This window comes from Bacillus sp. FSL R5-0443 (assembly GCF_038608285.1).
GTDB classification, from domain to species: domain Bacteria; phylum Bacillota; class Bacilli; order Bacillales; family Bacillaceae; genus Bacillus; species Bacillus velezensis.
On the sequence record NZ_CP152013.1, the window covers coordinates 399,428 to 423,929 of the forward strand.

26 protein-coding genes are annotated in these 24,502 nt (G+C 49.2%); 17 read left to right on the forward strand and 9 right to left on the reverse strand.

Translation table 11 applies throughout. The annotated features are described in order from the left end of the window. Positions 1 to 331: 331 nt before the first annotated feature. From NYE28_RS02030 to NYE28_RS02045, 4 genes are read left to right on the forward strand one after another with little or no spacing between them, the layout of a single operon-like run. Positions 332 to 1,285 carry an ABC transporter permease gene (locus NYE28_RS02030; RefSeq protein ID WP_059366593.1) on the forward strand — a complete coding sequence of 318 codons (954 nt, stop codon included), beginning with the start codon at positions 332 to 334 and terminating at the stop codon, positions 1,283 to 1,285. After that, entirely contained in the window at positions 1,275 to 2,222 is a 948-nt protein-coding gene (locus NYE28_RS02035; protein ID WP_007410274.1) for an iron chelate uptake ABC transporter family permease subunit, read from the forward strand. Before NYE28_RS02030 ends, NYE28_RS02035 begins: the two co-directional genes overlap by 11 nt. Beyond that, positions 2,216 to 2,974 (forward strand): ABC transporter ATP-binding protein, encoded by a 759-nt coding sequence (locus NYE28_RS02040; protein WP_003156330.1) that lies wholly within the window; start codon positions 2,216 to 2,218, stop codon positions 2,972 to 2,974. Before NYE28_RS02035 ends, NYE28_RS02040 begins: the two co-directional genes overlap by 7 nt. 21 nt (positions 2,975 to 2,995) lie before the next feature. Then, positions 2,996 to 3,940: a siderophore ABC transporter substrate-binding protein gene (locus NYE28_RS02045; RefSeq protein WP_095352402.1), complete on the forward strand. Its 945-nt coding sequence runs from the start codon at positions 2,996 to 2,998 to the stop codon at positions 3,938 to 3,940. 41 nt (positions 3,941 to 3,981) lie between these two features. Here the strand turns inward: NYE28_RS02045 and NYE28_RS02050 are convergent, their stop codons facing one another. The 4 genes from NYE28_RS02050 to NYE28_RS02065 all read right to left on the reverse strand — a co-directional run bounded on the left by NYE28_RS02050 (position 3,982) and on the right by NYE28_RS02065 (position 7,510). Further along, on the reverse strand, positions 3,982 to 5,406 hold the full coding sequence (locus NYE28_RS02050; RefSeq protein WP_025284231.1) for an MDR family MFS transporter: 1,425 nt from the start codon (positions 5,404 to 5,406) through the stop codon (positions 3,982 to 3,984). A gap of 17 nt (positions 5,407 to 5,423) precedes the next feature. After that, positions 5,424 to 6,299 (reverse strand): TetR/AcrR family transcriptional regulator, encoded by an 876-nt coding sequence (locus NYE28_RS02055; RefSeq protein WP_160222848.1) that lies wholly within the window; start codon positions 6,297 to 6,299, stop codon positions 5,424 to 5,426. A gap of 160 nt (positions 6,300 to 6,459) precedes the next feature. Continuing rightward, on the reverse strand, positions 6,460 to 7,206 hold the full coding sequence (gene nfsA, locus NYE28_RS02060) for an oxygen-insensitive NADPH nitroreductase (protein ID WP_025284232.1): 747 nt from the start codon (positions 7,204 to 7,206) through the stop codon (positions 6,460 to 6,462). Between the two features lie 16 nt (positions 7,207 to 7,222). Continuing rightward, complete coding sequence (locus tag NYE28_RS02065) at positions 7,223 to 7,510, reverse strand: putative quinol monooxygenase (RefSeq protein WP_003156323.1); 288 nt, start codon at positions 7,508 to 7,510, stop codon at positions 7,223 to 7,225. Between the two features lie 141 nt (positions 7,511 to 7,651). On the opposite strand from NYE28_RS02065, the gene NYE28_RS02070 reads away from it, so the two are divergent. Then, a complete protein-coding gene (locus tag NYE28_RS02070) occupies positions 7,652 to 7,966 on the forward strand; it encodes a helix-turn-helix transcriptional regulator (RefSeq protein ID WP_032866940.1) in 315 nt (104 codons plus the stop codon). Between the two features lie 27 nt (positions 7,967 to 7,993). On the opposite strand, the gene NYE28_RS02075 is transcribed toward NYE28_RS02070, so the two are convergent. Next, positions 7,994 to 9,403, reverse strand: a complete 1,410-nt coding sequence (locus NYE28_RS02075; RefSeq protein WP_043021405.1) for a PLP-dependent aminotransferase family protein — start codon at positions 9,401 to 9,403, stop codon at positions 7,994 to 7,996. A gap of 107 nt (positions 9,404 to 9,510) precedes the next feature. Here NYE28_RS02075 and gabT point away from each other — a divergent pair, with 107 nt between their 5' ends. The 4 genes from gabT (at position 9,511) to gdh (ending at position 14,136) form a co-directional block, all read left to right on the forward strand. Continuing rightward, on the forward strand, positions 9,511 to 10,818 hold the full coding sequence (gabT, locus tag NYE28_RS02080; RefSeq protein ID WP_023356706.1) for a 4-aminobutyrate--2-oxoglutarate transaminase: 1,308 nt from the start codon (positions 9,511 to 9,513) through the stop codon (positions 10,816 to 10,818). Positions 10,819 to 10,923: 105 nt separating this feature from the next. Beyond that, positions 10,924 to 12,312, forward strand: coding sequence for a succinate-semialdehyde dehydrogenase (gabD, locus tag NYE28_RS02085; RefSeq protein ID WP_007410282.1), 1,389 nt, complete (start codon positions 10,924 to 10,926; stop codon positions 12,310 to 12,312). 154 nt (positions 12,313 to 12,466) lie between these two features. After that, positions 12,467 to 13,330, forward strand: a complete 864-nt coding sequence (locus tag NYE28_RS02090) for a RhaT/GlcU family sugar-proton symporter (protein WP_003156317.1) — start codon at positions 12,467 to 12,469, stop codon at positions 13,328 to 13,330. A 20-nt stretch (positions 13,331 to 13,350) separates the two neighbouring features. After that, the gene (gdh, locus tag NYE28_RS02095; RefSeq protein ID WP_076425704.1) at positions 13,351 to 14,136 is read left to right on the forward strand and encodes a glucose 1-dehydrogenase; all 786 of its coding nucleotides are present in this window, start codon (positions 13,351 to 13,353) and stop codon (positions 14,134 to 14,136) included. A 45-nt stretch (positions 14,137 to 14,181) separates the two neighbouring features. Here the strand turns inward: gdh and NYE28_RS02100 are convergent, their stop codons facing one another. From NYE28_RS02100 to NYE28_RS02110, 3 genes are read right to left on the reverse strand one after another with little or no spacing between them, the layout of a single operon-like run. Further along, on the reverse strand, positions 14,182 to 14,793 hold the full coding sequence (locus tag NYE28_RS02100; RefSeq protein ID WP_043021406.1) for a DUF1775 domain-containing protein: 612 nt from the start codon (positions 14,791 to 14,793) through the stop codon (positions 14,182 to 14,184). Between the two features lie 12 nt (positions 14,794 to 14,805). Further along, positions 14,806 to 16,434: a copper resistance CopC/CopD family protein gene (locus NYE28_RS02105; protein ID WP_132106875.1), complete on the reverse strand. Its 1,629-nt coding sequence runs from the start codon at positions 16,432 to 16,434 to the stop codon at positions 14,806 to 14,808. 32 nt (positions 16,435 to 16,466) lie between these two features. Beyond that, a complete protein-coding gene (locus NYE28_RS02110; RefSeq protein ID WP_025284238.1) occupies positions 16,467 to 17,039 on the reverse strand; it encodes a DeoR family transcriptional regulator in 573 nt (190 codons plus the stop codon). Positions 17,040 to 17,215: 176 nt separating this feature from the next. Here NYE28_RS02110 and NYE28_RS02115 point away from each other — a divergent pair, with 176 nt between their 5' ends. The 5 genes from NYE28_RS02115 (at position 17,216) to NYE28_RS02135 (ending at position 21,215) form a co-directional block, all read left to right on the forward strand. Then, entirely contained in the window at positions 17,216 to 17,557 is a 342-nt protein-coding gene (locus NYE28_RS02115) for a hypothetical protein (RefSeq protein WP_003156306.1), read from the forward strand. Between the two features lie 174 nt (positions 17,558 to 17,731). Then, on the forward strand, positions 17,732 to 19,171 hold the full coding sequence (locus NYE28_RS02120; protein ID WP_007609434.1) for a PTS mannitol transporter subunit IICB: 1,440 nt from the start codon (positions 17,732 to 17,734) through the stop codon (positions 19,169 to 19,171). Positions 19,172 to 19,196: 25 nt separating this feature from the next. Then, the gene (locus tag NYE28_RS02125; RefSeq protein WP_012116817.1) at positions 19,197 to 19,628 is read left to right on the forward strand and encodes a PTS sugar transporter subunit IIA; all 432 of its coding nucleotides are present in this window, start codon (positions 19,197 to 19,199) and stop codon (positions 19,626 to 19,628) included. A 1-nt stretch (position 19,629) separates the two neighbouring features. Then, positions 19,630 to 20,751 carry a mannitol-1-phosphate 5-dehydrogenase gene (locus NYE28_RS02130; protein ID WP_342490272.1) on the forward strand — a complete coding sequence of 374 codons (1,122 nt, stop codon included), beginning with the start codon at positions 19,630 to 19,632 and terminating at the stop codon, positions 20,749 to 20,751. 68 nt (positions 20,752 to 20,819) lie between these two features. Beyond that, the gene (locus NYE28_RS02135; RefSeq protein ID WP_098080993.1) at positions 20,820 to 21,215 is read left to right on the forward strand and encodes a 3-hydroxyacyl-ACP dehydratase FabZ family protein; all 396 of its coding nucleotides are present in this window, start codon (positions 20,820 to 20,822) and stop codon (positions 21,213 to 21,215) included. 38 nt (positions 21,216 to 21,253) lie between these two features. On the opposite strand, the gene NYE28_RS02140 is transcribed toward NYE28_RS02135, so the two are convergent. Continuing rightward, positions 21,254 to 21,418: a hypothetical protein gene (locus NYE28_RS02140; RefSeq protein ID WP_003156294.1), complete on the reverse strand. Its 165-nt coding sequence runs from the start codon at positions 21,416 to 21,418 to the stop codon at positions 21,254 to 21,256. A gap of 127 nt (positions 21,419 to 21,545) precedes the next feature. Here NYE28_RS02140 and NYE28_RS02145 point away from each other — a divergent pair, with 127 nt between their 5' ends. The 3 genes from NYE28_RS02145 to NYE28_RS02155 all read left to right on the forward strand — a co-directional run bounded on the left by NYE28_RS02145 (position 21,546) and on the right by NYE28_RS02155 (position 24,502). Beyond that, a complete protein-coding gene (locus tag NYE28_RS02145) occupies positions 21,546 to 22,295 on the forward strand; it encodes a Cof-type HAD-IIB family hydrolase (protein ID WP_007410293.1) in 750 nt (249 codons plus the stop codon). Between the two features lie 205 nt (positions 22,296 to 22,500). Continuing rightward, positions 22,501 to 23,265: a 5-oxoprolinase subunit PxpA gene (locus NYE28_RS02150; protein WP_284646912.1), complete on the forward strand. Its 765-nt coding sequence runs from the start codon at positions 22,501 to 22,503 to the stop codon at positions 23,263 to 23,265. 22 nt (positions 23,266 to 23,287) lie between these two features. Further along, positions 23,288 to 24,502 (forward strand): NRAMP family divalent metal transporter, encoded by a 1,215-nt coding sequence (locus NYE28_RS02155; RefSeq protein ID WP_007410295.1) that lies wholly within the window; start codon positions 23,288 to 23,290, stop codon positions 24,500 to 24,502.

A 24,502-nucleotide genomic window follows, 5' to 3' on the forward strand; every position in this document is an offset into this window, starting at 1 on the left:
TTCTACGTGGGAAGAACATTTGTATTTTCGTGGAGGAATTTTGCCGCTGTTTGTCAGATTTGTTTCCCTCAAGCGTGTCATCATGTGCAAAAAATGATAAGCAGCCAAATGTAGGTTATAGAAAATCCTGCAAATTCTTGATAGACTGATTGTAAGACAATTTAGTGTACGGCCCGCGGATGACCGCTTTTGAAAGCAAAACTGTATTGACTGCGCTTGGAAAGATGATAAGATTATAATTGTCGTTGATAATGATAATCATTACGAGTGGGATATATGGGAGTTGTTTGGCAATCAGTCATACCGTTTGTGATGGGTGCAGGGAGGCAGCATGAAGCTACGTTACTTACTTTTGCTACTGGCGGTTTTGGCGTGTACTTCTATATTTATCGGTGTAGAAGATTTGTCGCCGCTGGATATTTTTCATTTAAATAAAGAACAGGCGGGTACATTGTTTGACAGCCGGCTGCCGCGTTTGGTGAGCATTATCATCGCCGGCATGAGCCTGAGCATCTGCGGATTAATCATGCAGCAGATCAGCCGGAATAAATTTGTATCGCCGACGACTGCGGGAACGATGGATTGGGCAAGGCTCGGAATCTTGATTTCATTAATGCTTTTTACGTCAGCGAGTCCGCTTGTGAAAATGTCTATCGCTTTCGTTTTCGCGTTGGCGGGAAATTTCCTTTTCATGAAAATCCTCGAGAGAATCAAGTTCAATGATGCGATTTTTATTCCTCTCGTCGGTTTAATGCTTGGGAACATCGTCAGCTCAATCGCCACGTTTATCGCATATAAATATGACCTGATCCAAAACCTGTCGTCTTGGCTGCAGGGAGATTTCTCACTGGTCGTCAAAGGCCGGTATGAGCTTTTATATCTGAGTATCCCGCTTTTGATCATCGCTTATGTGTATGCGGATAAATTTACGGTGGCGGGAATGGGAGAGAGCTTTTCCGTCAATCTCGGCCTGAAATACAAACGCGTCGTCAATATCGGTCTGATTATCGTGTCGCTCATCGCTTCACTGGTGATCCTGACCGTCGGGATGCTGCCGTTTCTCGGTTTGATCATTCCCAATATGGTGTCGATTTACAAAGGGGACAACCTGAGGAGCAGCCTGCCTCACACCGCTCTGCTGGGCGCTGTTTTTGTGCTGTTTTGCGACATTTTGGGAAGGGTGATCATCTTCCCGTACGAAATTTCCATCGGCCTGATGGTCGGTGTTATCGGCAGCGGCATCTTCCTGTATATGCTGTTAAGGAGAAAAGCATATGAGTCATAATAAAAAAATTACGCTGCTGGCGGCGCTCGCCATGATATGTATCGGATTCTTCCTGTTCTACGGACTGGGCAATTGGGAATACTCCCTGCCGAGACGATGCTTCAAAGTGCTTGCCATGATGCTCACCGGAGGAGCGATCGCGTTTTCAACGGTCATCTTCCAGACGATTACAAATAACCGCATACTGACACCGGGCATTTTAGGCCTCGATTCCCTGTATATGCTCATTCAGACCGTCATCGTGTTCCTGTTCGGTTCAATGAATATCGTCATGATGAACAAAAATCTTAATTTCGTCATCTCCGTCGGGCTGATGGTGCTCTTGTCACTCGTTTTGTATCAGCTCATGTTTAAAGGCGAGGGGCGGAACGTGTTTTTCCTTCTGCTTGTCGGCGTCGTGTTCGGCACGCTGTTCAACAGTCTGTCATCCTTTATGCAGATGCTGATTGATCCGAATGAGTTCCAGGTTGTTCAGGACAAAATGTTTGCCAGTTTTAACAATATCAATACCGATCTTTTAGGGTTTGCCGGTGCTGTCTTTCTTCTGACGGGCATTTATGTCTGGCGGTTCACGCGGTTTTTTGACGTGCTGTCGCTCGGCAGGGAGCACGCCGTCAACCTGGGGATTGATTACGATAAGCTTGTGAAACAGATGCTCATTGTCGTTGCCATTCTTGTGTCTGTCTCTACGGCTCTTGTCGGGCCGATTATGTTTTTAGGACTGCTTGTCGTCAATCTGGCGAGAGAGTTTTTAAAAACCTACAGGCACACGTATTTAATCGCGGGTTCTGTCCTGATCAGCATCGTCGCGCTCGTCGGGGGCCAGTTCGTCGTGGAGAAAGTGTTCACGTTTTCCACGACGCTGAGCGTCATCATTAATTTTGCCGGCGGGATTTATTTTATCTATCTGCTGTTAAAGGAGAATAAATCATGGTAGAGGTCAAAAATGTAAGCAAACAATACGGAGGGAAAACCGTCCTTGAGAAAACGTCTCTATCCATTCAAAAGGGCAGGCTCACCTCATTTATCGGTCCGAACGGCGCGGGAAAAAGCACGCTGCTGTCTATCATGAGCCGGCTGATTAAGACGGATTCCGGGGAAATTACGGTCGACGGGCAAGAGATCGGGGCCTGCAAAAGCAACGATCTGGCAAAAAAAATCAGCATCCTGAAGCAGACGAACCAAATCAATATCAGGCTGACGATTAAAGACCTGGTCAGCTTCGGCAGATTTCCGTATTCCCAGGGGAAACTGACGGATGAAGATTGGGTGCATATCAACCAGGCACTCAGTTATATGAAGCTGGATGACTTAAAGGATAAATATCTCGATCAGCTCAGCGGAGGCCAGTGCCAGAGGGCGTTTATCGCGATGATCATCGCTCAGGATACGGACTATATTTTTCTCGATGAGCCGCTGAACAATTTAGATATGAAGCATTCCGTTGAAATGATGAAGCTGTTGAAGCGGCTTGTGGAAGACTTCGGAAAAACGGTCGTCGTAGTGATTCACGATATCAACTTCGCATCCGTATATTCAGACCATATCGTCGCACTGAAAAACGGCCGGATCGTCAAAGAAGGGCCGGCGGAGGAGATCATTGAAACCTCCGTGCTTGAAGATATTTATGATATGACCATCCCGATTCAAGAGATTGACAGTCAGCGGATCGGTGTGTACTTTTCTTAAAAACCAGATGAGGTGAAAGTCATGAAAAAATTCGCATTGCTAATCATTGCACTCGTTACGATTTTTGTTGTTTCTGCATGCGGAAACGGGGACAAAACATCAGGCAAATCAAAAGAAACAATCACAATCAAAGATGACCTGAACAAAGAAGGCGTCAAAGTGCCGAAGAATCCGAAAAAAGTCGTCGTATTCAACTTCGGAATGCTGGACACGATGGATGAACTCGGTTTACAGGATCATGTGGCGGGACTTCCGAAACAAAACCTTCCAAAATACTTATCTTCATATAAAAGTGATAAATACGCCAATACAGGCGGTTTAAAAGAACCGGATTTTGAAAAAGTCGCGGATATTGATCCGGATTTAATCATTATCGCCCACAGACAATCTGATTCTTTTAAAGAGTTCTCAAAAATCGCTCCGACGATTTATCTTGATGATGACTATACAAACTACGTTGACAGATTCAAGCACAACACCGAAGTGATCGGCAAAATCTTTAACAAAGAAAATGAAGTGAAAGATAAGCTTGCGAAAATTGACAAATCCATTGCGGATCTGAAGAAAAAGACAAGCAGCACGGATAAAAACGGGTTAGTGGTGATGGCGAACGACGGCAAAATCAGCGCGTTCGGATCTAAATCAAGATACGGCTTCATTCATGATGTGTTCGGCGTCAAACCGGCTGACAAAAACATCGAAGCCTCATTGCACGGACAAAGCATTTCCTATGAATATATCGCCAAAACAAACCCTGATTACATGTTTGTCGTTGACCGCGGAACAGCGATCGGCACAAAATCTTCAACAAAACAAGTGGTTGAAAATGATTATGTAAAATCGGTGAAAGCCGTGAAAAACAACCATGTTGTCTACCTTGATTCAGCTACATGGTATTTATCAGGAGGCGGCCTGGAATCCATGGCGCAAATGGTGAAAGAAGTAAAAGACGGAATCGAGAAGTAAAAAAAGAACCCGGTCACATACGTGATCGGGTTCTTTTTGGTTTACCGCGTAACGGCCTGCTGCTGCTCGGGCTGACGCGGTTTTTTCTTCAATATAAAAGATAGGAGGAAGCCGGCCAGCGCGATGCAGGCGGCTACGACAAATGCCGCATTCATGCCGTGCAGGGCGGCGTTTGCCGGAGTTGTCGCATTTGCGTGCGCGGCCTGGCTGCTCATCACGGAAACTAGCAGCGCCGTACCGATAGAACCGCCGACTTGGCGGACGGTATTGTTCATGGCTGTGCCGTGCGGAATTAAGTGGCGCGGCAGGGCGTTGATTCCCGCTGTCGTCACCGGCATCATAATCATGGCTGTTCCCAAAAGCCGCGCGGTATAAACGACGACAATCCAAATGAGAGACGTCGAGTCCGTCAGATTCATAAACGGCAGGGACGTGAGCAGGATGATGAAGAATCCGGTCATCGCAAGGCCCTTTCCGCCGATTTTGTCAAACACCCGGCCGATAAACGGAGACATCATCCCCATCACAATCGCGCCCGGCAAAAGCATTAATCCGGTATCAAACGCGGATACGCCCCGGACTTTTTGCGTGTAAAGCGGGAGAATGGTTTCCGTTCCGATCAGCAGCGCGAAAACAAGCGTTCCGAGCAGGGTGGTCAGGCTGAAAATCCCGAAAGAAAACACGCGGAATTCCAGCATCGGTTTTTTGAGCTTCATCTGTCTTGCGATAAAGAAAATCAGCGCGACCGCTCCGACAAGCAGCGAAGTCAGCACTTCAGCACTGGTCCACCCTGATGAACCGGCGCTTGAGAAGCCGTAAAGCAGACCGCCGAATCCGAGGGTCGATAAGACCACGGATAAAATATCAATCTGTGTTTCTCGTAATGTCGTGACGTTTTTCATCAGAATAATCGCTAAAAGCAAATCGATGACTGCGATCGGGAAGATGATATAAAACAAAGACCGCCAAGAGAATGCTTCGACCGCCCATCCGGAAAGCGTCGGGCCGATCGCCGGCGCGAACGAAATAACTAAGCCGACCATACCCATGGCGCGGCCGCGCTTTTCCATCGGGAAAATCGTGAGAAATACCGTCTGCATGAGCGGCAGCATAATTCCGGCACCGGCCGCCTGGATAATCCGGGCCGTCAAGAGCACCGGAAAGTTCGGTGCGAATGCGCCGACAATGGTGCCCGCCGTGAAAATACTCATGGCGGAAATCAAGAGGGTGCGGCTTGTGAATTTCTCTATTAAAAACGCGGTAATCGGAATCAAAATCCCGTTCGTCAGCATAAACGATGTTGTCAGCCATTGCGCTTTGTTGGCGTCTATATTGAAGTCATTCATAATGTGCGGCAGCGCCGTGATAAGCAGTGTCTGGTTCAAAATGGCGACGAACGCTCCCGCCAAAAGAATCCCGACAATGACAGAGCGGTTGTATGGTGCAGTTTTAATACTCTTATTCAAGCTGATTCCTTCTTTCTTTATAGTTTGAGCAATGTTTTAACGGCTGCAAGCGGCTGGTGCAGCGGTCCGGCCTGCTCCAAATAACCGATGAGCGCTTTGATGAGAAAATCCCGCGGCTGTTTGTCCGCTGATTCTTTCTCCAGCATAGCCGCCGCGGAAGCGAGTCCTGCGGCGTCATATTTTTCCTCCGGAAGGGCTGAGACGGCTTCTTTCAGTTCCTTCAGGCTTTCAGCCAGCAATACGGTTTTGTCTTTCGGCTCAAATGAGGAAGCGGAGACGATATAAAGGTCAATCATCTCCTGAGGCAAAGCGGTTTCGGTTGTCCTGTTTTCGACGATGAGATTGAGGTGGCGGATGATAAACTCCGTGAGCGGCTCCAGGGCGAGCGGTTCTTTTTCCAGCTTAATCAGCGTGATGCATTCTCTCAGGAGCCCTTGCAGGACGATCACCAGCTCCCATACATAAGGAATAATGTCTTCGCCGTACGTCTGAATCAGTGAATCGCGATGCCAGCAGATAAAGGTGGAGCGGGCCCTGTGAATATGCCGTTTTACCCGCTCATTAATGGAAGAGGGGCTTCCGTACATCAGCATATTAAAAAACTGCTGATTGCGCCTGAAGCCTTCAAGCTCAGCCATCAGTTTTTTGGCAAACCGTTCCTCAGGGGAGAGGCTTGTTTCTTCATTCAATAATGAAGCGGCGGCTACCATCTGTTTCTGGTTAAAGTCGAGCAGCTCCAACAGCAGGTCTTCCTTTGATTCAAACAGCTTATATAAAGATGCTTTGGAGACTTTGCACTCCTCTGCGATCGCCTGCATCGAAACCGACGAAAAGCTTTTCCCGGAAAAAAGCTTCCTTGCCGCCAGCAGAATATCCGTTTTCTTATCATTCATAAGCCCAGATTCCTTCTTTCGTCACAATAGAAAACCCATCGGTTCACAGAAAACCAATGAGTATATGATGAAAATATTAACAAAAATTTTTACATAGTGTCAACGCTTTTGTTTGAGGAACAGAAAAAACCTGCCGGAGTGTTCCGGCAGGCTGATCCGCTTATTTATCCGTCTTAAACCCTTGTTTTTCAAGCATTTCACGAATGTGAGGATAATAAAGCTGCTTATAGTAGGAGGTGATGCCTTGTGACCAGTTTCTCGTTTCCTGTCCGTCGGTGCGTTTTTTCATGTATTCGGACATCTGCTTGTCATAGGCCTCGATATGTGTTCTTAAATCTTCTTCTTGATACGTTTCATGATGCAGAACGGCTGCTTGCGGCAGACGCGGTTTTTTCGCGGAGCGGTCTGCCGGATGGCCGATGACGAGACCGGAAACCGGGAAAACGTATTTCGGAAGTTTCAGCAATTCAATGAGTTCGTCCGGCTTGCCGCGCACGGCGCCGATCGGCACAGTGCCGAGTCCCATTGATTCAGCTGCAGCCGTTGCCGTACCCAGCGCAATCCCGACATCTACGGCTCCGACTAAGACGGACTCTAAACCGTTCGTGATCTCAAGCGGTGTATCATTATACTCTTCAAGCGCAATTTTGGCGCGGTTAAAATCAGCGCAGAATAAAAGGAAAACCGGCGCTTGGTCAATCCACGGCTGGCCGCCAGCCAATTCGGATATTTTTTTCTTCCGCTCCTTATCTTTCACCGCAATAACGGTAAATTGCTGGCCGTTAATGGAAGTCGGCGCTGCCTGAGCGGCTTGGATGATAAGATCCAGCTGTTCATCCGATACAGGTTCATCTGTGTAGCTGCGGATGGAACGGTGGTCTGTTAATAATTGAAGGACTTCGTTCATGTCATTCATCCTTTCGTTACTCTGACAGTTCTGTGCGGACGACGTCAAGCGGCGCACTCAGCACTTCTTTTGCTTTTGCCACGAATCCTTGGAAATGGTCAGTTGCGTTGTGGAATTTCATCGCTTCTTCATCTTTCCATTGTTCAAGCATGACGAATGTATTTTCCTCACCGACTTTTTCGAAAAGGTCGTATTGCACATTTCCTTCTTCCGCGCGTGAATGCTGAACAAGTGATTGCGCTTCTCCTAAAAATTCCTCGCGTTTATCCGCTTTTACTTTCATGTAAGCCTGTAAGACGATCATGGTTATTCCTCCTGATTGGGTTAATTTGTTATAGTTCGAATATTATCGAACTAACTGTAACATGTTTCGCTGCGAATGGTAAAGGAAAAACCCTCACCGCCTAAATTGTCACCCGCCGATGATCTGTGTTACATTTGACTCATGAACATTCCAAACCATCCTGAAACCGAACGCTTACAGCTGACAAAGGTTCTTCATGCTCTGAGTGATCCGCTCCGCTTAGAGCTGGTCAAACAATTGGCGGAAACAACAGAAAAAACGTGCGGAACCTGCGCTGATGTCCGGGTCGCTAAATCAACGCTGTCCCATCACTTCAAAGTATTGCGGGAAGCGGGGGTCGCCCAAGTACGTATAGACGGGAAGCACCGTTATTATTCCCTGCGCAAAGATGATTTACAAGCGGCGTTTCCCGGCCTGCTGGAGGCGATTTTGCAGACAGAACCGGACCGCTGGTAAATAAGTCCCCGAATTCCGGGGGTTTTTTTATGCGCCGAAAACCGCCCGGTAAAGCCTGTGGACGCCTTCTTGAATATCGCTCTCCTTCAGGCGGGCGAACCCCAGAATGAGCTGCGGTTTGTTTGAATCGCCTCCCGCTTTCAGACGGAACCGGCTCATCGCAAACAGATCGAGCTGTTCTGCATCCGCCCGTGCCAATATCTCTTTTTCTGAACGGGCGCAGTCAAACTCAGTGACAAAATGAAGCCCCGCATTGGCGCCCTTTACACTGATTCTTTCTCCGAATGTTTCTTCCAAAGCCGAAATGAGGCGTTCCCGCATGTTCTTATAATGCTGCTTCATCTTTTTAATATGTTTCTGATATTCACCTGATTCGATAAATTCTTTCAGCGCGAGCTGGGCAAGCGTGCTGCACGTATGCAGGTCATACGTTCTCTCTTTGAACGTCCGCAAAAGCCCGGGCGGCAGAACCATATAGCTGATGCGCAGACCTGGGAAAAGGGATTTTGAAAAGGTCCCCATGTAGATGACATTTTGAAACCGGTCAAGGCTTTGAAGCGCCGGTATCGTATCGGCGTCATATTTAAATTCACTGTCATAATCATCTTCAATGATGAAGCGGCCGTTCTGTTCGGCGGCCCAGTTTAAAAGCTGAATCCGCCGGGAAGCCGGCATGATCACGCCTGAGGGGAATTGATGGGAAGGCGTGGTGATCAATACAGAGGGCCGGCGTTTTTCGATTTCGTTCATGGACATGCCTTTTTCGTCAAGGCTGATCGTCGCCGTCTTTTTCCCGAGGTTTTGCAGCAGCCGGTACATCCTCATATATCCCGGGTTCTCCATGGCGTAGAGCGCGTCTTTTGGCAGCAGTTCCGTCAGCAGCTGCACCAGCAATTGCGTGCCCGCTCCGAGCACGATTTGTTCCGGGCGGCATGTAACGCCCCTTGTCAGGGAAATAAGCCGCGAAATTGTTTCACGGACTTCATATAAACCTTGCGGATGGACGAGTTCTCCGAGTGTATGAAATGAACGGGCGGCTGCTTTCTGCTCACAGCGGAACCAGCTTTTCAGGGGGAAATGCGCCGTATCCACGCTCATATGAGAAAACGAAATCCAGCCGCTTTTATCCGTCTCCCGCTCTTTCAAATTATCAGGCAATGAGAGCGAAGGCGTTTCTTCATGATAAACCGTATCAATTTCCTCCACGAAAAAACCTTTTCTTTCAACCGCATATAAATAACCTTCTGAAAGCAGCTGCTGATAAGCTGAATTCACTGAATTCACGCTGACCTTCAGCGTCTCGGCAAGCTCCCGTTTAGACGGCACCTTTGTATGAGGCATCAGGCTGCGCTTTAAAACGGCCGCTTTTATGTGCTGATAGATCTGCTGATAGATATAATCCGCCGTTTCCGAATGATCAATGGAAATCGTCAGCATCCAGACCATGCCCCTTTCTGATACCATGGATAAATTGATTTTGGTACTTTTCATCATACCAAAAAGAAGTCAGAATGATAAGAAAACAATGCAGGGGGATGGAATCTATGAGTCGAACAGCATCATCGGAAGTGACAACTGCCCAGTGGCAGCAAAAACGGGATCAATTCGTTTCCAAGGGGGTCGGCAACGGAAACCGCAGCATGGCGGTAAAAGGGGAAGGGGCGCTTTTGTACGATTTGGACGGCAGACGATTTATTGATTTTGCCGGAGCGATCGGAACGCTGAATGTCGGCCATTCCCATCCGAAAGTGGTGGAGGCCGTGAAGAAACAGGCGGAGGATCTGATTCACCCGGGATTTAACGTCATGATGTATCCGTCTTATATTGAGCTGGCCGAAAAACTTTGCGCCCTTGCGCCGGGAGATCATGCGAAAAAAGCGATTTTTCTCAATTCGGGGGCGGAAGCGGTGGAAAACGCCGTGAAAATCGCCAGAAAATATACGAAGCGCCAGGCTGTCGTGTCATTTACAAGAGGGTTCCACGGCCGCACGAACATGACGATGAGCATGACGAGCAAGGTGAAGCCTTATAAATTCGGTTTCGGCCCGTTTGCCTCAGAGGTGTATCAGGCGCCGTTTCCTTACTATTATCAAAAGCCGGCCGGCATGAGCGACGAGCAGTATGACGACTTTATCATCAGCGCTTTTGAGGATTTCTTTATCGCCGCAGTTGCACCGGAAACCGTCGCCTGTGTCGTCATGGAGCCGGTTCAGGGAGAAGGCGGCTTCATCATTCCGTCAAAACGTTTCGTCCAGCACGTCGCCGCTTTTTGTCAAAAACACGGCATTGTTTTTGTAGCGGATGAGATTCAGACCGGTTTTGCCAGAACGGGAACGTATTTTGCGATTGAGCATTTCGGAGCCGTTCCGGATTTGATCACCGTATCCAAATCACTTGCGGCCGGATTGCCGCTGAGCGGCGTCATCGGCCGGGCGGAAATGCTTGATGCCGCCGCGCCGGGGGAACTCGGGGGCACATATGCGGGAAGCCCGCTCGGCTGTGCGGCTGCGCTTGCGGTCTTGGATATTATTGAAGAAGAAGGGCTGAATCAGCGTTCCGAGGAGATCGGCCGGATCATCGAGCATCAAGCGCTCGAGTGGAAAAAAGAGCATGCCTGTATCGGAGAAGTGCGCAGACTCGGCGCGATGGCGGCCATCGAAATTGTCAAAGATCCGGACACGCGGGAACCGGACAAAGCAAAAGCCGCGGCGATCGCCAAAACGGCGAACGAGAACGGACTGCTGCTGCTGACGGCCGGCATTAACGGCAACATTATCAGATTCCTGACGCCGCTTGTCGTGACGGATGAGCAGCTCAAAGAAGGCCTTTCCATTATCGAAGCAGCTCTGTGAGTTCAATTATTGGAATGCCGGCGGATGTGTCTGCTATCATGAAAGTGTAAGATACATCAACCAGCATTCAATGGCTTTACTATAGCAGAGAAAGGAATGTTCAATATGCCAGAACAATTAACAGTGTACAACCCGGCAACGGGAGAGGCGATCGAAAGCATCCCCCAGCAGACGGCCGAAGATGTTGAAAAAGCGATTGAACGTTCACATCAAGCGTTTCAATCATGGTCCAAAACATCAGCGGGAGAACGTGCCTCACTTTTGAGAAAATGGTATGAGCTGATTGTTGAAAATAAAGAAGAACTTGCGGAATTAATTACGAAAGAAAACGGCAAACCGTACGAAGAAGCGGTCGGAGAAGTTTTATACGGCGCCGGCTATATTGAATGGTTCGCCGAAGAAGCAAAACGGATTTACGGCAGAACAGTACCTGCGCCGACAACGGGCAAACGGATTGTCGTCACCCGTCAGGCGGTCGGCCCGGTAGCCGCGATCACGCCGTGGAATTTCCCGAATGCGATGATTACAAGAAAAGCCGCGCCCGCTTTGGCGGCAGGCTGTACGTTCATCATCAAACCGGCGGAGGATACGCCGCTTTCCGCTTACGCCCTTGCGCGTCTCGCATATGAAGCGGGAATTCCGAAGGACGTGCTGCAAGTGGTAATCGGTGACGGAGCCGAAATCGGAAACGTCTTCACCAGCAGCCCGAAAATCCGCAAAATTACCTTTACCGGCTCAACGCCTGTCGGCAAAATCCTGATGAAAAACAGCGCCGACACCGTAAAACATATGTCAATGGAGCTTGGCGGACATGCGCCGCTGATCGTGGATGAAGACGCTGATCTTGATCTGGCGGTAGCCCAAACAATGGCCTCTAAATTCAGAAATGCCGGCCAAACCTGCGTCTGTGCGAACCGGCTGATCGTACACGAATCCGTAAAAGACGAGTTTGCGAAAAAACTGAGTGAAGAAGCTGCGAAACTCAAAGTCGGAAACGGTCTTGAAAAAGGCGTAAACGTCGGCCCTGTCATCAACAAAAAAGGCTTCGATAAAATCGTCGGCCAAATTAATGACGCCGTGGAAAAAGGCGCAAAAGTGCTCACGGGCGGAACGTATGACCAAAACGATGAAAAAGGATGCTATTTCGTGACACCGACCGTGCTGTCAAATGTAGATACATCCATGAACATCATGCATGAAGAAACATTCGGCCCGGTTGCGCCGATCGTTACGTTCTCAGATATTGATGAAGCGATCAAGCTTGCGAACGATACGCCGTTCGGGCTTGCGGCTTATTTCTTCACAGAAAACTACCGCCGCGGCATCTATATTTCTGAACAGCTTGAATACGGCATCATCGGCTGGAATGACGGCGGTCCGTCCGCGGTTCAAGCGCCGTTCGGAGGAATGAAAGAAAGCGGCATCGGCCGTGAAGGCGGTACGGAAGGCATTGAACCGTACCTGGAAACCAAATACATGTCTATCGGACTTTAATGAGCCGAAAAGAAAGCCCCGCTTCTAAGCGGGGCTGTTTTTATTGAGCAGTCTGCCGGTGAATATCGCCGGCAGGCTTTTTTGATCTTGCGGGAATAATCGGTTCGATTCCAGACAAAATAACAGCAAATACGATTGAAAGAAGGTCGCCATCATGGATATATTACTGGCTCTTCTCCCGGCTTTATTTTGGGGGAGCATCGTGTTATTTAACGTCAAATTAGGCGGCGGGCCTTACAGCCAGACGCTGGGAACGACAATCGGGGCGCTCATCGTTTCGTTTGTGTTGTATCTGTTTGTCCACCCGGTGCTGTCTGGGCGCATTTTTATTGTCGGCATCATCTCGGGGCTGTTTTGGTCGCTCGGCCAAAGCAATCAGCTTAAAAGCATACAGCTGATGGGCGTTTCAAAAACGATGCCGATATCAACGGGAATGCAGCTCGTCTCGACTTCTTTGTTCGGTGTGATCGTATTCAAAGAATGGTCAACCCCGATCGCGATTACGCTGGGTATTCTCGCCCTTATTTTTATCATCATCGGGATTGTGCTCACATCTTTAGAAGATAAAAAGGGGCGGGCGGACGGAGAACCGGGAAACTTAAAAAAAGGCATTGTCATCCTGCTGATCTCCACGCTCGGTTATTTGGTCTATGTCGTTGTGGCCCGGCTGTTCGGCGTATCCGGATGGTCAGCGCTCCTGCCGCAGGCGATCGGGATGGTCATCGGCGGACTGCTCCTGACGTACAAGCATAAACCGTTTAATAAGTACGCCCTCAAGAACATTCTGCCGGGAATCATCTGGGCGCTCGGGAATATGTTTCTGTTCATCTCACAGCCGCGCGTCGGGGTTGCGACAAGTTTTTCCCTCTCTCAAATGGGGATCGTCATCAGCACGCTCGGCGGAATCTTCATTCTCCGTGAGAGCAAAACGAAGCGTCAGCTGGTCGCCATTGCCATCGGGATTATCCTGATCATTGTGGCCGCGGTATTCTTAGGCGTTGCGAAATCAAATTCATAACAAATGCAGGAGGTTTGAACATGTACACGGATTTAAAAGGAAAAGTCGTTGCCATTACGGGAGCTTCATCAGGATTAGGAAAAGCGATGGCGATCCGCTTCGGACAGGAGCAGGCGAAAGTCGTGGTTAACTACTATAGTAATGAAAAAGACGCCCAAATCGTTAAAGAAGAGATTCAAAAAGCGGGAGGCGAAGCGGTCATCGTTCAAGGAGACGTCACAAAAGAAGAAGATGTCAAAAACATCGTGCAGACCGCGGTGAAGGAATTCGGGACATTGGATGTCATGATCAATAACGCCGGCATGGAAAATCCGGTTCAGTCACATGAAATGCCGCTTAAAGACTGGAACAAAGTCATCAATACCAATCTGACCGGCGCTTTCTTAGGAAGCCGCGAAGCCATTAAATATTACGTAGAGAATGATATTCAAGGAAACGTCATTAACATGTCAAGCGTACATGAAATGATTCCATGGCCTCTGTTTGTTCACTACGCGGCGAGTAAAGGCGGCATCAAATTGATGACGGAAACGCTGGCGCTGGAGTACGCGCCGAAGCGCATCCGTGTCAACAACATCGGGCCGGGAGCCATCAATACGCCGATCAACGCGGAAAAATTTGCGGATCCCGTTCAGAAAAAAGATGTGGAAAGCATGATTCCGATGGGATATATCGGTGAGCCGGAAGAAATCGCGGCTGTCGCCGTCTGGCTTGCTTCAAAGGAATCAAGCTACGTAACCGGCATTACGCTGTTTGCTGACGGGGGAATGACCAAATATCCGTCATTCCAGGCAGGCCGCGGATAAGAAAAAAAGCGATCGCAGGCTCTTTAGAGCCGGATCGCTTTTTGCTTACGCGCGTTTTTTCTTTACAAGCGCCGTGATGGAAAGGATAATCGCCGCAGCTGACAGAACGATGGCTGCAATATCAAGCGCTGATACGCCGGATTTGCTTTCTTCGTTTGACTGTTCAGCTCCGTGCGCATCCGTCACGCTGGCCGATTTCGTGATTTTCGTAATCGAGTGAGGCGTGTCGGCTTTCTCATCACCCGTCCATTCTACAATGCTGCCGTCTTTGTAATATTGGTAAGCGTCCCAAGCGGCATCTCCGCTCTTTTCAGGATTTTTCGCAACGAACGTGAACTGCTGGAATTGGCCGGGCTGGATGCCGCCGTCCTTTGCTTCCCAAGTGACGGAGACCGCTTTGTCATCATGTTTGGATACGGATGTTTTCCAGCCCGGAATCGGCTGATATTGCTGAAATTCAACGCCGGCGGGCATTTTCAGCACGACTTTCGTTGTCGGCTCATTCTTTTCCACAGGCACTTTCATCGTGTACGTTTCCCAAGAACCGGCCGCGGATTCCGCGGGTTTGACTGAGACGTGGGCGCTTGCTGTCGCCGTAAAACCGACGAGTGACAGGGTCACGGCGGATATGAATAATAAAGCCTTTTTTTTCAACATGAGATACACTCCTTAGTTTGTCGTTGAGAATATTTGGTTGATTTCATTAAAATCGTTTGTCAGCCCGTGGACTTTGATCTTCCAGTTTCCCTTTTCGGTGATGGACAGGTTGGCGGCTTCAAATGTGCCTTCCTTCGTCTTCTTCAAATCAAAGGTGCTTTCATGCTGTTTGCCGCTGAAGCCCGTCTGGTAAACAGTGACCGTAAATTGTTGAATGTCTTTTACCAAGCTGCCGTTGTGATCGGTGACAATGACTTGAAATTCATTTTTACCCGGCTGGTTCGGCGTAATGTGCAAGGACAGGGTTTCCCCGTTTCCGATCGTTTCTGAGCCGTTAAAAGGCAATGGCGCAGGCGGCGGCGGGCTGGGCAGGCTTGTGAAGACGGCGGTTGTAAATAACACCGCAATGCCTAGTGCCCATTCGGCCTTTATCGTTGCGCTGATGCTCCTTTTTCTGCTGAACTTCGTTATCCATACGTGAACGGCGCCGAGCACAAGCATGATGACAAACAGTCCGATTTTCAAAAGGAGCGTCTTACCGTAAGCGGTGTGAAAGAGTGAATCAAACGTGCGGATAATGAAAAATCCGTTCAGCACACCTGAAAATAACAGCACACCGACAGAGGCGAACGCCCAAGGAGAAAACCGTCTGACCGTTTCCCAAGCGATGGTTTTATCGGGTTTTCTCCACTCTGATGAAAGAAGCAGCACAAGCGCGGCGATACCGCCCATCCATACAGACGCGGCCGATAAATGGAGAAAGTCCATCGCGATGCCGACCGCTTTTTCGTCGATAACCGCCGCATGCCCGGCGAATGCTTTTGCCAAAAGCGAAGCGAAGAAGAACAACAGCGGCGCCGTCCAGTACGCAAATGACCGGAATGCTTTCTTCTTCAACAGCGGGATCATGGACAGGGCGAGCAGGATAAATAAGCTGATCTGGATCGTCCAGACGTACCCGCCTGCCGTTTTCAGAAGCGTTTCTTTTACATAGTCCGGCTGGAACGCGGCGCTCCAAGCGCCGCCCGCGTTTTCTTTCGTCTGGATCGGGAGCTGGCAGATAAGCGCGAGCCCCGTTACACATAAAGAGATCACGAGCAGCTTTACAGTTCGTTTTGCTTTTGATGAATCTTTATTATTTCTGTACCAAAACAGATGGAAAAAAGCCGTGCCGATAAACAGGGAGAGAGCGGTGTACAAAATACCGCGGTCGATGGCCGCTTCGGGATGAAGCGCCGCTTGCGATGATGTCTGCTCCTGAAGTTCTCCGCCGGCTTTTCCGACACTGAAAGGGATGACGCCGGATACCGGATGTCCGTCGGCCGATACCGCGTTCCATTCCGCTCTGTAAATATCATGCGGCAGATTTTTTTTCAATGCCGCGGTCATGATGCGGGCATCATTTTTTTGAATCACCGTTTTGCCCGCGTCAACCCGTTCGCCGGATGAATTATAGACCTTAATGGAGTGGAAGCCTTCTTCAATCTGTTCATTAAACTCAATTTCAATCTGCTTCGGCGCTTGTTTTAATTCGCTGTTCTCACCCGGATTTGAGTTTGTGATGTAGGCGTGGGCGAAGCTTGTTTTCGGAATCAAAACAAGGAACAGCAAAAAGATGAGCCAGCGTTTGTTCTGTCTCATGGATGATGACACCGCCTTCCGGTTGGTTGTTGTTATGTCTTGCTGCAGGTGCATCCCTTCTGCCTGTCGTGTAAGATGATGTCCGCCGCCTCGTCAAAGGTGCAAATGACCCCGCCGAATCCTTTTTGAAACCGTTCTGCGTAATCAAGCGTTGAGAAGGGAATCGCCTGAGGCCGGCAGCAGTGAAGGTCAATATCGGCATGGACTAAAAAGTATGCGGAAGCGGCCGTCAGCGTCGTCTGGAGAAGAAAATCTTTACAAATGACGTGGGACACTTCTTCCTTTTTATCCTCATACCGCAAAATCGCGCAATGAATGCAGCACATCTGCTCAACGGCTTGTGAAACGGTAATAAGCTGAACAGAATACGAATGCTGAATCGGCCGCAGGCAATAGCCGCATTGATTGGCGCTTCGTTCTGAAGGGGGAGGGAGCGTAATGCCGCCGGGTGTCCGGATAATCCGGTTTGCATCCGCCAGCTGATTGACGTCTCTGTACACGGTCATCTCGGAGACGCCGAATCTCTCGCTTATGTCAGAGATTTTCAGCGCGCCCTCTTCTTTCAGCCATTCAAGCAAGGTTTGCTGTCTGTGAATCGGAAGCAATTCTTCATCCTCCTTTTTATGCGAATGAGTGATGAACCTCCCTCTAAGAGTAGATGTTTTCACAAATGCACACAAGAGCCTGATGATAAAATATGTGAAAAAATGTTGAACAATCACAAATGTAAAAGACGTAGTCAGACTCTGTTATAATAGAAGAGTTGAATGGAGGAATAAACATGAAAGAAACGACCTGCCCGAACTGCGGCAAGCCGATTACAGGCGACATGGTCAGATCATCCATGATCCCGTGCCAGTTTCAGTGCGGGCATTGCCATGTGAAATTGCGTGAATATAAAGTATCAGCTCCGATTATGGCTGCGGCCATTGCGATTACGGTGCTTTTGATTTATCTTGTGCAGATGGCCAGAACCGCCGTCATGCCGATGTTTCCGGCAGCGCGGTATGTGCCGGCCGCCATTTTCGCGCTCGTATGTGCGTATCCGGTGTTTATTGTCAGTGAGCGGCTCATTGCCAAACTCGTCGTCACAAAAGGACACATTATATACAGAAAGCGGTAAGACACCTTTGATGAGGTGTCTTTTTTTGTTAAGGAGTTGTCACAGTCTCTGTGCCAAACTCCTCTTTACTTTTCATTGAATGGGGATTGTAAGCGTTTTATGATGAAGACACAGGGGAGAGAGAAACCCCGTGTCTTATTTATTTTCATCTGAAGGCAAGCAAACAGGGAGGGAATGAACATGCAGCAAGAACAGCAAGCTGGCATGAAAGTGAAGATACAGCGGTTCGGCAGTTATTTAAGCGGTATGATCATGCCGAATATCGGTGCATTTATCGCATGGGGGATTATCACCGCGCTGTTTATACCTAAGGGGTGGTTTCCGAATCCGCAGCTGAATACATTGGTAAGCCCGATGATTACGTATCTTCTGCCGCTTTTAATCGCATATACGGGCGGAAAAATGATTTACGATCACCGCGGGGGAGTCGTCGGAGCGACGGCCGCCATCGGAGTCATTGTCGGAGCGGACATTCCGATGTTCTTAGGGGCAATGATTATGGGGCCTTTGGGCGGTTATCTCATTAAACAATTAGACCGTGTGTTTAAAGATAAAGTCAGACAGGGTTTTGAAATGCTGATCAACAACTTCACGGCGGGAATTATCGGAGCTGTGCTGACGATTATCGCGTTTTATGCGATCGGCCCGGTCGTCCTGTCTCTTAACAAATTGCTGGCGGCGGGTGTGGAAGTCATTGTCCACGCGAATTTGCTGCCGATTGCAAGCGTTTTCGTAGAACCGGCGAAAGTCCTGTTCCTGAATAACGCGATCAACCACGGCATTTTAAGTCCGATCGGAATCGAGCAGGCCGCCAAAGCGGGTAAATCCATTCTGTTCTTAGTGGAAGCGAACCCCGGGCCGGGACTCGGTATTTTACTGGCGTACATGTTCTTTGGGAAAGGCTCTTCAAGATCGACGGCTCCGGGAGCGGCGATCATTCATTTCTTCGGGGGGATTCATGAAATCTATTTCCCTTACATCTTAATGAAACCGATGCTGATCCTCGCGGCGATCGCCGGGGGAGCGAGCGGACTGCTTACATTCTCGATCTTTAACGCGGGTCTTGTCGCGGCATCATCTCCGGGAAGCATCATCGCCATTTTAGCGCTGACGCCGAAAGGAAGCTACCTCGGCGTGCTGGCGGGCGTCATCGTTGCCGCGGCCGTATCGTTTATTGTCTCGGCGCTTATTCTGAAATCGTCTAAAGCGGGCGAAGAAGATTTGACAGCCGCGGCGGAAAAAATGCAGGAAATGAAAGGCAGGAAAAGTGAAGCGGCGGCCGCGTTGGCAGACAAAGAGGAAGAGCCGGAAAACAGCGCCGCTGATATTTCCGCCGACCAAGTCAGCCGCATTATCTTCGCGTGTGACGCGGGTATGGGATCGAGCGCAATGGGCGCCTCCATTTTAAGAAACAAAGTGAAAAAAGCAGACCTGGATATTGATGTGACAAATACGTCGATCAATAATCTGCCGAATGACGCGGATATCGTCATTACGCATAAGGACCTGACTGACCGCGCGAAAGCGAAGCTGCCGCAGGCGGTGCACATTTCGGTTGATAATTTCTTGAACAGCCCGAAATACGATGAACTGATTGAAAAGCTTAAAAACTAATCAAACAGAAAGAGGGATTTTCATCATGGAAGTATTGGCTAAAGCGAACATCAAACTGAACCAGACAGTGAACTCAAAGGAGGATGCCATCCGCCTCGCGGGACAGACATTGATTGATAACGGCTACGTGAAGAACGGCTATGTGGAAAAAATGTTCGAACGTGAAGAAACATCATCCACGTTTATGGGGAATTTCATCGCGATCCCGCACGGCACGGAAGATGCAAAGGATGAGGTGCTTCATTCAGGCATTTCCGTCATCCAGATTCCGGACGGTGTGGAATACGGTGAAGGCAATACGGCAAAGGTCGTTTTCGGTATCGCCGGAAAAAACAATGAACACTTAGACATTCTGTCAAACATCGCCATCATCTGCTCAGAGGAAGAAAACATCGAACGGCTGATCAGTGCAAAGACGGAAGAAGAACTGGCCGCTATTTTCAGCGAGGTGAACTGACATGATTGCCCTTCATTTCGGAGCGGGAAACATCGGGCGGGGCTTTATCGGCGCCCTGCTCCATCATTCCGGCTATGAGGTAGTTTTCGCTGATGTGAATGAAACGATGGTCAGCCTTCTCAATGAAAAGAAGGAATATACCGTGGAGCTTGCCGACGGCGGCCGGCAGACAGAAATCATCGGCCCCGTTTCAGCCATCAACAGCGCGGTGCAAGAACAAGAGCTGTACAGGCTGATCAATGAGGCGGCGATCATTACGACGGCGGTGGGCCCGAACGTTCTCAGACTCATCGCCCCGTCCATCGCGGAAGGGCTGAAGCGCAGAACGTCCTCTGAGCCTCTCAATATCATTGCCTGTGAAAATATGATCGGCGGCAGCAGTTTTCTGAAAAAAGAAGTTTTCAGACATTTGACGGAAGCGGAACGGGAACTCGTGAACCGGACGGTCGGCTTCCCGGATTCTGCGGTGGATCGGATCGTGCCGATTCAGCACCATGAAGATCCGCTGAAAGTATCTGTAGAACCGTTTTTTGAATGGGTCATAGACAGAACCGGCTTTGCCGGCGGCCAGCCGGTACTGGAAGGCGCGTTGTTTACGGATGATCTTACACCTTTCATCGAGAGAAAGCTGTTTACCGTCAATACCGGTCATGCCGTTACGGCGTACGTCGGCTATCAGCGCGGATTAAAAACCGTCAAAGAGGCCATCGGCCATCCGGAAATCCGGCGTGTCGTGTACGATGCACTTTCAGAAACGGGCGAGTACTTGGTGAAAGCGTACGGCTTTAAGCAAGCCGAACACGAGCAGTACATGAAAAAAATCATCGGCCGCTTTGAAAATGAATACATCACGGATGATGTGACAAGAGTCGCCAGATCACCGCTCAGAAAACTCGGAGCGAATGATAGATTAGTAGGGCCGGCCAAAAAAATAAAAGAACCGAACGCGCTGGCAGAAGGCATCGCCGCCGCCTTGCGTTTTGACTATCAGGATGATCCGGAAGCGGTTGAGCTGCAAAAGCTTATCGCGGAAAAAGGCACGAGCCGCGTTCTTCAAGACATTTGCGGTATTCAGCCGCATGAACCGCTGCACGGCATCGTGCTCAAAAAGCTCAATCAATAAAAATGAACCCGCGTCGGGGGACGCGGGTTTTTTCTTGCGTTATAATAAGAGGGAAGGGAGGCTGCGTGATGAATCAGAAGCTATTGCCCCATCGTTTTCCGTTTCTTTTGATTGACGGCACGACGAACAGTGAAGCCGGAAAATGGGCGGCTGCTTACAAAAACATCAGTGAAAATGACTGGTTTATAACTGAATCCCAAAGAGAGGTGCCATTTTCGCTCGTCGTTGAAGCAATGGCCCAAACGGCGGCTTGCGCGGGAATTACCGGCGGTGACAGCCTCGGTCTTTTATCCGCGGTGAAGAAAGCGGAAAGGTTAGGTGCCGCTTTGCCGGGAGACCGTCTGGATCTTTTTTTTGAGGTCACGCGAATCAGACGCGGTTTTGTGTTCGGCCGGGCGAAAGCGTCCGTTGCCGGGAAGCCTGTGGCGGAAGCTGAGCTCAGCATATTTATCCAGCCAACGTAAAAAAAGCCGCCTCCAGCGGCGGCTTTCGGACAAGCCTGTTATTTTGTATCATAATCTCTTTCACTTTGTGAATTGTCCCTTTGGTCATGTTTGTGTTTTTCGTCATTGGCGTTTTCCTTCAGCTCTTCCAGCGGAATCGGATCGGTTAAATCATGATGTTCAGGATTTTCATTCGGTTTGTTCTTTTGTTTTCTTTCTTTCATCCTCCATCACCTCAATATTTCTTTTCCTCAACGTTCTCCCCGCCAAACGCAGGAAGCGGTTTTTTGTTCCTGTGGGTCATATGTATTAAAATAGAGACGACTACATTATAAAAAGTGAGGTACATATATGCCGATACAAAGAGAAGACGCAGATATTAAACTGATCGCGATTGATATGGACGGAACCCTGCTCAATGACGAGCAGCTCATCCCGGAGGAAAACCGGCGAGCGATCAAGGAAGCGGAGGCGAAAGGAATTCACGTCGTCATCAGCACAGGACGCACGCTGATGACCTGCCGCGAACTGGCTGAGTCTCTCGAGCTGTCATCCTTTTTAATCACGGCAAACGGCAGCGAAATCTGGGATTCCGACTTTGAGCTGGTTGAGCGCAAGCTTCTTCATACCGATCATATTCAAAAATTATGGGATCTGAGGAATAAGCACAACACGAATTTCTGGGCCTCTACCGTCGATAGAGTGTGGAGAGGAGAATTCCCGGAAACGATTACGGATCATCAGTGGCTCAAGTTCGGATTCGAAATCGAGGATGACGAAGTGCGGAATGAGGTGCTGAAAGAGCTCAAGGAATACAAGGAGCTCGAGATCACAAACTCCAGTCCGATCAACATCGAAGTCAATGCCCTCGGTATCAACAAAGCGGCTGCGCTGGCGAAGGTATCGGAAAAACTCGGCTTCACGATGGAAAATGTGATGGCCATGGGTGACAGTCTGAATGACATTGCCATGATTGAAAAAGCGGGTGTCGGCGTCGCCATGGGGAATGCGCAGGACATTGTGAAAGAAACAGCTGACTGGGTGACTGATGTCAACACGGAAAACGGGGTCGCCAAAGCGATCCGCCACTGGGTGTTATAATAGAAAAAAGAGAGAGTCTCAGTATGAGGCTCTCTTTTTTTGTTTTGTCAGATTTATGACTAGGTCCATGGTAGGTTTTCTGACAAAAGGATGTTCAAACCTGTCAGAAATAAATATAATGAAGAGAAATCCAACAATTCGGAATAGTCATTCCGAATAGCGGAATGATAATCATATAAAACGTTTACAATACAGGAGGGATCTTATGTTTCAGATTGACATCAATTGTGATTTAGGAGAGAGTTTCGGTGCTTATAAAATCGGGCTGGATGAAGAGATTTTGGATTATGTGACATCTGCAAACATCGCCTGCGGCTTTCATGCGGGTGATCCCAGCGTGATGCGCAAAACGGTTGCGCTTGCGGCGGAAAAAGGCGTGAAAATCGGCGCTCATCCCGGACTGTTCGATCTGCAGGGATTCGGGCGGCGGCAGATCGCGATTACACCCGAGGAAGCGTATGATCTGACGCTGTACCAAATCGGCGCGCTGTCAGGGTTTTTAAAAGCAGAAGGTGTCGAGATGCAGCATGTGAAGCCGCATGGCGCTTTATATAATATGGCCGCCGTCAATCCCGGCCTGTCAGAAGCCATCGCTCAGGCGGTCTGTCATTTTGATCCCGGGCTTATTCTTTTCGGGCTTTCCGGAAGCGAACTGATTAAAGCGGGAGATCGAATCGGACTGAGGACGGCAAGCGAAGTGTTTGCGGACCGCACCTATCAGGAAGACGGCACGCTGACGCCCCGTTCAGAGCCGGATGCGCTGATTCAGGATGACAAAAAAGCGGTCGGCCAAGTGATTCAAATGGTGAAAGACAGCACAGTGACAGCACGCAAGGGACAAGCTGTAAGCCTGAAAGCGGACACGGTCTGCATTCACGGAGACGGAGCCCACGCCCTCACATTCGCAAAAACAATCAAAAAAGAATTAAAAGCGGCAGACATTCAAATCAGCGCGCTTGCAAAAGACTGAGCAGCAGAGGGAGGAAGACAGCATGGAGCAAAAGAAAAAAACAGCCGGAAAGGCTTCCGGAAAATGGTCGCTTCTTTTAGGCGCGACATTTTTGATGGCGACATCATCAATCGGGCCCGGCTTTCTGACGCAAACGGCCACGTTTACCAATACATTGGCGGCAAGCTTCGGCTTTATCATTTTAATTTCTATTATTTTGGACATTTTCGCGCAAACCAATGTATGGCGGATTATCGCGGTTTCCGGAAAACGCGGCCAAGAGATTGCCAATATGGTGCTCCCGGGCGCCGGTTATGCCATTGCTTTTCTGGTCGTGCTCGGCGGACTTGCGTTTAATATCGGAAACATCGGCGGCGCGGGTCTCGGTCTTCAAGTATTATTCGGGATCAAACCGGAGATCGGCGCTTTAATCAGCGCAGCGGTCGCGGTGCTGATTTTTGTCATAAAGGAAGCCGGAAAAGTCATGGACCGTTTTATGCAGATCGCCGGAATCGTCATGATCGTATTGACAGTGTATGTTGCCGTAACGACGGCTCCGCCGGTCGGACACGCCGTTGTGAAAACTTTTATGCCTGATCATATCAGTGTGCTGGCGATCGTGACGCTTGTCGGCGGCACAGTCGGCGGGTACATTACATTTGCCGGCGGCCACCGTTTGCTTGATTCAGGCATCCAAGGGAAGGAAGTCCTCCCTCAGGTTACGAAAAGCTCCATCACAGGCGTTCTGATTACATCGATTATGCGGATTGCCCTGTTTCTCGCCGTGCTCGGCGTCGTCTCAAAGGGCCTGAGCATTGATCCTGATAATCCGGCGGCTTCTGTATTCCGGCTTGCGGCGGGAAATGTAGGCTATAAAATTTTCGGCGTCATCATGTGGTCTGCAGCTATCACGTCTGTCATCGGCGCCGCCTATACATCAGTATCATTTTTCAAATCATTTTCAACAAAAATCGAAAAGCACTCACATGGCGTCATTATCGGTTTTATCATCGTATCCACTCTTATTTTTGTTACGATCGGCCAGCCTGCCAAAATTCTGGTCGCGGTCGGTTCGCTTAACGGCTTAATTCTGCCGCTTGCATTAGCGATGATACTGTTGGGCGCTTATAAGAAAAAAATCGTCGGCGATTACAAGCATCCGATCTGGCTCACGATTGCAGGGGCGATCGTAGTGGTTGTCATGGCGGTTATGGGCATCTATACATTATTCACGCAGATGCCGCAGCTATGGAGCTGA